Below are 7645 nucleotides of genomic sequence, written 5' to 3' on the forward strand. Positions count from 1 at the left end.
GCGGTGATCAGTGGTGGCCGTGGCCGCTGGTGATCTCCTTGTACTCCTCGACCGTCGGCTTCGGGATCTGCGACTCCGCGCCGTAGTACGACTCGCTGAGCTTGGCGCGCAGCTTCTCGGAGCCCTTCACCTTGCGCTCGACGCCGTTCTCGTCGACGGTGCCGCCGATCTCGACCGGGCGGTACTGCTCGTGCGCGGTGAGCGTGTGCAGCGCGTCCTGGCTGAGCGGCTCGTGGACCTCGATGAACTCGCCGTGCGGCAGCCGCTTGATGGTGCCGGTCTCCCGACCGTGCAGCACCTTCTCGCGGTCCCGGCGCTGGAGGCCGAGGCAGATCCGCTTGGTGGCGATGAAGACGAGGACCGGCACGACGAAGAAGCCGACGCGCACGAACCAGGTGATCGCGTTGATCGACAGGTGGAAGTGGGTGGCCCAGAGGTCGTTCCCACCACCGACGAGCAGCACGAAGTACCAGGAGATCCAGGCGACGCCGAACGCGGTGCGGGTCGGGGCGTTGCGCGGGCGGTCCAGGATGTGGTGCTCGCGCTTGTCACCGGTGACCCAGGACTCGATGAACGGGTAGACCGCGATCGAGACCAGCACCAGCGGGAAGATGACCAGCGGGATGAACACGCCCAGGACGAGCGTGTGGCCCCAGAGGTTGATCTCCCAGCCCGGCATCACACGGATCAGGCCTTCGGAGAAGCCCATGTACCAGTCGGGCTGCGCGCCCGTGGAGACCTGGTCGGGCCGGTACGGGCCGAGGGCCCAGATCGGGTTGATCGAGGCGATCGCCGCGACGACCGCGATGACGCCGAAGACCAGGAAGAAGAAGCCGCCCGCCTTCGCCATGTACACGGGCAGCAGGGGCATGCCGACGACGTTGTTGTTCGTCTTTCCGGGGCCCGCGAACTGCGTGTGCTTGTGGTAGAAGACCAGGATCAGGTGGCCGACCACCAGGCCGAGCATGATGCCGGGCAGCAGCAGGATGTGGATCGAGTAGAAGCGGGCCACGAAGTCGCCGCCCGGGAACTCGCCGCCGAAGAGGAAGAACGACAGGTACGTGCCGACGATCGGCACGGACAGGATCGCGCCCTCCATGAAGCGGACACCGGTGCCGGAGAGCAGGTCGTCGGGGAGCGAGTAACCGGTGAAGCCGGTGAACATGCCCAGGACGAACAGCAGGAAGCCGAACAGCCAGTTGATCTCACGCGGCTTGCGGAACGCGCCCGTGAAGAAGACCCGCATCATGTGCACGAACATGCCGGCCAGGAAGATCAGCGCGGCCCAGTGGTGGATCTGCCGGATGAGCAGGCCACCGCGCACCTCGAAGGAGATGTGCAGGGTCGAGCTGAACGCCTCCGACATCAGCTGTCCCTGGAGCGGGACGTAGCTGCCGTGGTACTCCACCTCGTTCATCGACGGGTGGAAGAACAGCGTCAGGTACACACCCGTGAGGATGATGATGATGAAGCTGTAGAGGCAGACCTCGCCCAACATGAACGACCAGTGGTCGGGGAAGATCTTGCGCATGTTGCTCTTGGCGAGGGAGTAGATCCCCAGCCTGCCGTCGGCCCAGTCGGCGACGCGCTCGCCGGCCGGCGCTTTGCCGCGCCGGGTCTCGGTGCTCTCGTTGGTGCTCATCCGCGCTCCCAGAATGCAGGACCGACGGGCTCTTCGAAGTCGCCGAGCGCCTCGAGGTAGCCCTCGTCGTTCACGCCGATGCGCAGCTGCGGCAGGGCGTGACCGGCGGGGCCGAAGATCACTCGGGCACCGTCGGAGAGGTCGAAGGTGGACTGGTGGCAGGGGCACAGCACGTGGTGCGTCTGCTGCTCGTACAGCGAGATCGGGCAGCCCACGTGGGTGCAGATCTTCGAGTACGCGACGATGCCCTCGTGCGACCACTGGAGCTCGCGCTTGTCCTTGATGTTGTCCGGCTGGATGCGGACGATCATCAGGGCGGCCTTGGCGATCTCCTTCTGGAAGTCCTCGTCGTGCTCCTCCAGGCCCTCGGGCTTGGCGAAGGTCAGCGAGCCGACGGCGACGTCGGAGGCGCGCAGCGGCTCGTTGGTGTTCATGTTGACGAGCAGCTTGCCCTTGGACCACAGGGTGTGACGCAGCTTGGTGCCGGGCAGCGGGCCGAGGTCGCGCAGCAGCATGACGCCGGAGAGCGGGAACAGGGCCAGCGCGCCGAACATGGTGTTGCGGATCAGCTTGCGGCGGCCGAGCGCGGACTCCTTGGCGCCCTGCTTGAAGTCGGCCATGACCTTGGCCTTGACCTCGGGGGCCGCCTCGATCGGGTGCCGCTCGTCGGCGACCTCCACGTCGGACATCAGGGTGCGGGCCCAGTGGACCGCGCCCGCGCCGATCGCGAAGAGCGCCACCCCGAGGGTCAGGCCCAGCGCGAAGTTCAGCGCGTTGATGTGCCCGATCGGGAAGACGTAGACGGCCTGGTCGTGCGGGATCGCCACGTAGGAGGCGATGAAGCCGACCGTGGCGAGCATCGACAGCGTGAACAGGAGGGCGACGGCGCGCTCGGACCGCTTGGCGGCCTGCTCGTCGATGTCCTGGACACGGTGCTCGTGGGGCGGGAGACCGGGGTCCGCGAACGGGTCCGTGTCGTCGGCGACGGTCACCGCGCCGTGCGCGTGGTCCTGCTCTGCGGGCAGGTTCTCTTCTGGAATGTCTTGGCTACTCATGACTTCTTGGCCTTTGCGGTCCGAGCGGCGACCCAGACGGCGACCGCGATCAGGGCACCCAGTCCGAAGATCCAGGCGAACAGACCCTCACTGACCGGCCCGAGGCCGCCCAGCTCCAGGCCGCCGGGGCTCTCGGTCTCTTCCCCGTTGACCGCGTTCAGGTACGCGATGATGTCCTTCTTGTTCTGCTCGGTGAGCGTGGTGTCGTTGAAGGACGGCATGTTCTGCGGGCCGGTCTGCATGGCCTCGTAGATGTGCTTCGGGCTGACGCCCTCCAGGCTCGGCGCGAACTTGCCGTGCGTCAGCGCGCCGCCCTTGCCGGTGAAGTTGTGGCACTGCGCGCAGTTGGTGCGGAACAGCTCGCCGCCCTTGGCGATGTCGGCGCCCTCGGGGCCGTACTGGGCCTTGCCGGGGACGGCGGGACCCGCGCCGAGCGAGGAGATGTACGCGGCAAGCTGGTCGATCTCGGCCTGCGAGTAGATGACCTTCTTGCTGGGGATCTGCGCGCCGGGCTGCTGGGCCGGCATCCGGCCGGTGCCGACCTGGAAGTCGACGGCGGCGGCGCCCACACCCACGAGGCTCGGCCCGTCGGAGGTGCCCTGACCGCCGGTTCCGTGGCAGCTGGCGCAGCCCACGGCGTACAGCTTCTTGCCTTCGTCGATGGCGAGAGACTGGGAGGTTTCATCGGCCTGCGCCTTGCTCGCGGGCGCGAACGCGGCGTACAGCCCCCCGGTGGCCGCCAGCGCGAGGAGTAGGACGACGACGGCCGCCAGCGGATGGCGTCGTCGTGCGGAGAGCTTTTTCACGGATTACCCCGGTGTCAGGATCTTCTGCGTCGATGCTTCTGGAAAGTGCGCTTCGGCTGTGCGCGTGGAACGGGCCCGGCTACTTGATCATGTAGATCGTCGCGAAGAGGCCGATCCAGACGACATCGACGAAGTGCCAGTAATAGGACACGACGATCGCCGCGGTCGCCTGCTCGTGGGTGAACCTCTTGGCCGCGTACGTCCTGCCCAGAACGAACAGGAAGGCGATCAGGCCGCCCGTCACGTGCATGCCGTGGAAGCCGGTGGTCAGGTAGAAGACCGAGCCGTACGGGTCGGAGGAGAGCGAGAGGCCGTCCTCCTTCACCAGCTCGGTGTACTCGTAGATCTGACCGCCGATGAAGATCGCACCCATGATGAAGGTGACGATGAACCATCCCCGGAGCTTCTTCACGTCCCCGCGCTCGGCGGCGAAGACGCCGAGCTGGCAGGTGAGGGAGGAGAGCACCAGGATCGTCGTGTTGGTCGCGGAGAACGGGAAGTTGAGATGGCTCGCCATCTCCTTCCAGTGATCCGGACCGGTCACCGATCGCAGGGTGAAGTACATCGCGAAGAGGGCCGCGAAGAACATCAGCTCGGAACTCAGCCAGATGATGGTTCCGACGCTGGTGAGGTTCGGCCGGTTGACCGACGGGTGCGCGTGCCCGGTTTCTACTGTCGTTGCTGTCGCCACGACCGACATTATGTCGGTCGCTTATCCCGCCCTCACTCCCGGGGGTGCCGTTCGGAGTGTCCGTACCCCGTGTACTGCCCGTATGGCCCATCCGGCGCCCTGTCGAAGCCGTGTTCCCACAGGTGTTGACGGGGTGTTCAAGGGAGTAGCATCCGGCGCATCGCTCCTGTCCGTAAGACGACGACGTCCCGCCGGAGGAAGAATGCAGCCGACCGCCACGGTGCTGGTCTACAGCGACGACTCCAACACCCGCGAACAGGTCCGCCTGGCCACCGGACGCAGGCCGGCCCCCGACGTCCCCGTGGTGGAGTTCCTGGAGTGCGCGACGCCCGCCGCCGTGCTGAAGGAGCTGGACCGCGGCGGCGTCGACGTGTGCGTCCTGGACGGTGAGGCCGCGCCGATGGGCGGCATGGGCCTGTGCCGCCAGATCAAGGACGAGATTTTCAACTGCCCGCCGTCCCTGGTGCTGATCGGGCGCCCGCAGGACGCCTGGCTGGCCACCTGGAGCCGCGCCGAGGCCGCCGTGACGCTTCCGGTGGACCCGGTGGAGTTCGCCACGGCGCTGGCCGCCCTGCTGCGCGAGAAGCGGTCCCTGAACGCCTGAGACGGCCGCCGGACGGCCCGCGGTCGGGTGACCGCGGGCCGTCGTGCCGTCGGCGCTCACACGGCCGTCGGACGGAGCCTGGCCGCTTCCTCCGGCCGCGGGCCCTCCGGCCTGCCGCCCACCAGGGCGCTGCCGTCGCGCCATTCCTTCCAGTCGAGGTTCCAGTCGCCGTAGCCGTTGCCGAACGGCTCCATGTCGTCGCCGTACGAGTTGATGACCTTGACCACGTCGCCGTCCTGGACGTTCTCGAAGAACCAGGCGGCGTTGCCGGTGCTCATGCCGGTGCAGCCGTGGCTGACGTTCGCGGAGCCCTGTGAGCCGACCGACCAGGGCGCGGCGTGCACGTACTCGCCGCTCCAGGTGACCCGGGTGGCGTAGTACACGGGCAGGTCGTAGCCGTCCGAGGAACCCGCGGAGATGCCGACCGTGGTGCCGCGCATCCGTACGAAGTACTCCTTGCCCAGCACGACCTTGACGCCGTTGCGGGTCTCGAAGCCGGGCTTGCCGGTGGTGACGGGGATCTCGTTGATCTCCTCGCCGTTGCGGTAGACCGTCATCGAGTGCGCGGAGGCGTCGGTGACGGCGATGACCCGGTCGCCGGTGGTCAGCTTCAGCGGCTTGGTCCTCGCGCCCCACATCCGGTCGCTGATCTTCACGCCGTCCAGTTCGCCGCGGGCCTGGATGGTGGCGTGGGCGGGCCAGTACTCCTTGGGCCTGAAGTGCAGTTCCTTGTCGTCGACCCAGTGCCAGGTGCCCTGGGTCGCGGGCACCGAGGTGACCCGCAACCCCCGTTCGACGATGGCCCGCTGGGCCTTGTCCTTGACCGGCTCGCTCAGCTCGGCGGTGACCGGCTGGCCGACGCCGTACTCACCGGCGTCGGGGCCGAACGTCACCGTCAGCCGCTTCTTGCTGGTCGGCTTGCTGGTGTCGAAGGTGAGGACCTTGCGGCCGGGCGCCCCGTCCTCGTTCTCGGTGCTCACGTGGACCGTGTAGCGGGCGTCGGAGGCCAGCGCGGAGGTGGAGTGCCAGCGACGGCCGTCGGCGCTGAGTTCGCCCGTCACGTAGCGGCCCATGGCATCGGTGGCGGTGACGTCGGTGATGTGGTTGTCCTCGCCCGACGCCGTCACCTCCAGGGGCTTGTCCGGGTCGACCTTCTTCAGGCCGCCCTTCGGCCCGTTGAAGGAGATCTGGGCCGACGCGTCGTACGGCTTGGAGGACAGCGGGTTGCCGCTGTCGCCGCACGCGGTGACGCCCGCACCGAGGGCGATCACCAGCAGCGTGCAGCTGACGACGGTGCGGGTGCGCGGAGAGTGGCTCATGGCCTCACGCTAAGGAGTCGCCCCCGCTCCGGCACGCCGGGTAACCCGGACGTGGTAGCGGCGGTGCGGCAAAAGCACGAGCCCGGACCCTCCTGGCGGAAGGTCCGGGCCCGGCGGCGGTGCCGCGCGTGCTTACTGGGTGCGGTTCTCACCGCGGTAGTACTCGAAGACCCAGCCCCACAGGCCGATGAGGACCAGCGGCGCCGAGAAGTACAGCAACCACCAGCCGAGCGCCACCCCGAGGAAGGCGAACGCGCCGCCGACCGCGAGGGAGAGCGGCTGCCAGCTGTGCGGGCTGAAGAACCCGACCTCGCCGGCGTCGTCCGCCACATCGGCTTCCTTGTCGTCCTGCGCGCCCGCGTCGACCCGCCGGGCGGTGAAGCCCAGGTAGAAGCCGACCATGATGCACAGGCCGAAGGCCAGGAAGAGGGCCGTGGTACCGGCCGGCTCCTTCGACCACACGCCATAGACGACCGCCATGGCGAGGACGAAGACGCTCAGCCACATGAACATCTTGCCCTGGATCTTCACTTGCCGGCCTCCTTGCCACCCGCGAGAGCCTTGTCACCGTGAGGCGCGTTCTGGAGCTGGTCCAGAGCGGCGATCTCCGGGTGGTGCAGGTCGAACGCCGGGGATTCGCTGCGGATCCGCGGCAGGGTGAGGAAGTTGTGCCGCGGCGGCGGGCACGAGGTGGCCCACTCGAGGGAGCGGCCGTAGCCCCACGGGTCGTCGACCCCGACCGGCTTGCCGTACTTGGCCGTCTTCCACACGTTGTAGAGGAACGGCAGGATCGACAGGCCGAGCAGGAAGGAGCTGATCGTCGAGATCGTGTTCAGGGCGGTGAAGCCGTCGGCCGCGAGATAGTCCGCGTACCGGCGGGGCATGCCCTCGGCGCCCAGCCAGTGCTGGACCAGGAAGGTGCCGTGGAAGCCGATGAACAGCGTCCAGAAGGTGATCTTGCCGAGCCGCTCGTCGAGCATCTTGCCGGTGAACTTCGGCCACCAGAAGTGGAAGCCGGAGAACATCGCGAAGACGACCGTCCCGAAGACCACGTAGTGGAAGTGCGCCACCACGAAGTAGGAGTCGGAGACGTGGAAGTCCATCGGGGGCGAGGCCAGGATGACGCCGGTCAGACCACCGAAGGTGAAGGTGATCAGGAAGCCGGTGGCCCAGAGCATCGGTGTCTCGAAGCTCAGTGACCCCTTCCACATGGTGCCGATCCAGTTGAAGAACTTCACACCGGTCGGTACCGCGATCAGGAAGGTCATGAAGGAGAAGAACGGCAGCAGCACACCGCCGGTGACGTACATGTGGTGCGCCCACACCGTCACGGAGAGGCCCGCGATGGCGATGGTCGCGCCGATCAGACCCATGTAGCCGAACATCGGCTTGCGGGAGAAGACCGGGATGACCTCACTGATGATGCCGAAGAACGGCAAGGCGATGATGTACACCTCTGGATGGCCGAAGAACCAGAAGAGATGTTGCCAGAGCAGTGCTCCGCCGTTCGCGGCATCGAAGACGTGCG

8 protein-coding genes are annotated in these 7645 nt (G+C 67.4%); 1 reads left to right on the forward strand and 7 read right to left on the reverse strand.

Going from position 1 to position 7645, the window contains the following annotated elements; translation table 11 throughout:
• Positions 1-7: 7 nt before the first annotated feature.
• From GA0115242_RS08485 to GA0115242_RS08500, 4 genes are all read right to left on the reverse strand, one after another.
• Entirely contained in the window at positions 8-1642 is a 1635-nt protein-coding gene (locus tag GA0115242_RS08485; protein WP_093826208.1) for a cytochrome bc1 complex cytochrome b subunit, read from the reverse strand.
• The gene (locus tag GA0115242_RS08490; protein ID WP_093826210.1) at positions 1639-2697 is read right to left on the reverse strand and encodes a cytochrome bc1 complex Rieske iron-sulfur subunit; all 1059 of its coding nucleotides are present in this window, start codon (positions 2695-2697) and stop codon (positions 1639-1641) included. The genes GA0115242_RS08485 and GA0115242_RS08490 overlap by 4 nt, the downstream gene beginning before the upstream one ends.
• Positions 2694-3503, reverse strand: coding sequence for a cytochrome bc1 complex diheme cytochrome c subunit (locus GA0115242_RS08495; RefSeq protein ID WP_093826212.1), 810 nt, complete (start codon positions 3501-3503; stop codon positions 2694-2696). The genes GA0115242_RS08490 and GA0115242_RS08495 overlap by 4 nt, the downstream gene beginning before the upstream one ends.
• A gap of 79 nt (positions 3504-3582) precedes the next feature.
• Complete coding sequence (locus tag GA0115242_RS08500) at positions 3583-4203, reverse strand: aa3-type cytochrome oxidase subunit III (protein WP_093826215.1); 621 nt, start codon at positions 4201-4203, stop codon at positions 3583-3585.
• A gap of 193 nt (positions 4204-4396) precedes the next feature.
• Between GA0115242_RS08500 and GA0115242_RS08505 the strand changes: the two genes are divergently transcribed.
• Positions 4397-4798 carry a hypothetical protein gene (locus tag GA0115242_RS08505; protein WP_093826218.1) on the forward strand — a complete coding sequence of 134 codons (402 nt, stop codon included), beginning with the start codon at positions 4397-4399 and terminating at the stop codon, positions 4796-4798.
• A gap of 56 nt (positions 4799-4854) precedes the next feature.
• Here GA0115242_RS08505 and GA0115242_RS08510 read toward each other — a convergent pair whose 3' ends face one another.
• The 3 genes from GA0115242_RS08510 to GA0115242_RS08520 all read right to left on the reverse strand — a co-directional run.
• On the reverse strand, positions 4855-6117 hold the full coding sequence (locus GA0115242_RS08510; protein WP_093826220.1) for a L,D-transpeptidase: 1263 nt from the start codon (positions 6115-6117) through the stop codon (positions 4855-4857).
• A gap of 132 nt (positions 6118-6249) precedes the next feature.
• Positions 6250-6648, reverse strand: coding sequence for a cytochrome c oxidase subunit 4 (locus GA0115242_RS08515; RefSeq protein ID WP_093826222.1), 399 nt, complete (start codon positions 6646-6648; stop codon positions 6250-6252).
• Positions 6645-7645 (reverse strand): cytochrome c oxidase subunit I (locus GA0115242_RS08520; RefSeq protein WP_176729770.1); only part of this gene is annotated, 1001 nt, incomplete at its 5' end. The genes GA0115242_RS08520 and GA0115242_RS08515, both read right to left, overlap by 4 nt.

The organism is Streptomyces sp. SolWspMP-5a-2 (assembly GCF_900091845.1).
Classification (GTDB): Bacteria; Actinomycetota; Actinomycetes; order Streptomycetales; family Streptomycetaceae; genus Streptomyces; species Streptomyces doudnae.

Bases quoted from the DNA above. Each gene is read 5' to 3' on its own strand.
- GA0115242_RS08485 (WP_093826208.1), bottom strand. From the start codon at position 1,642: ATGAGCACCAACGAGAGCACCGAGACCCGGCGCGGCAAAGCGCCGGCC.
- GA0115242_RS08490 (WP_093826210.1), bottom strand. From the start codon at position 2,697: ATGAGTAGCCAAGACATTCCAGAAGAGAACCTGCCCGCAGAGCAGGAC.
- GA0115242_RS08500 (WP_093826215.1), bottom strand. From the start codon at position 4,203: ATGTCGGTCGTGGCGACAGCAACGACAGTAGAAACCGGGCACGCGCAC.
- GA0115242_RS08505 (WP_093826218.1), top strand. From the start codon at position 4,397: ATGCAGCCGACCGCCACGGTGCTGGTCTACAGCGACGACTCCAACACC.
- GA0115242_RS08510 (WP_093826220.1), bottom strand. From the start codon at position 6,117: ATGAGCCACTCTCCGCGCACCCGCACCGTCGTCAGCTGCACGCTGCTG.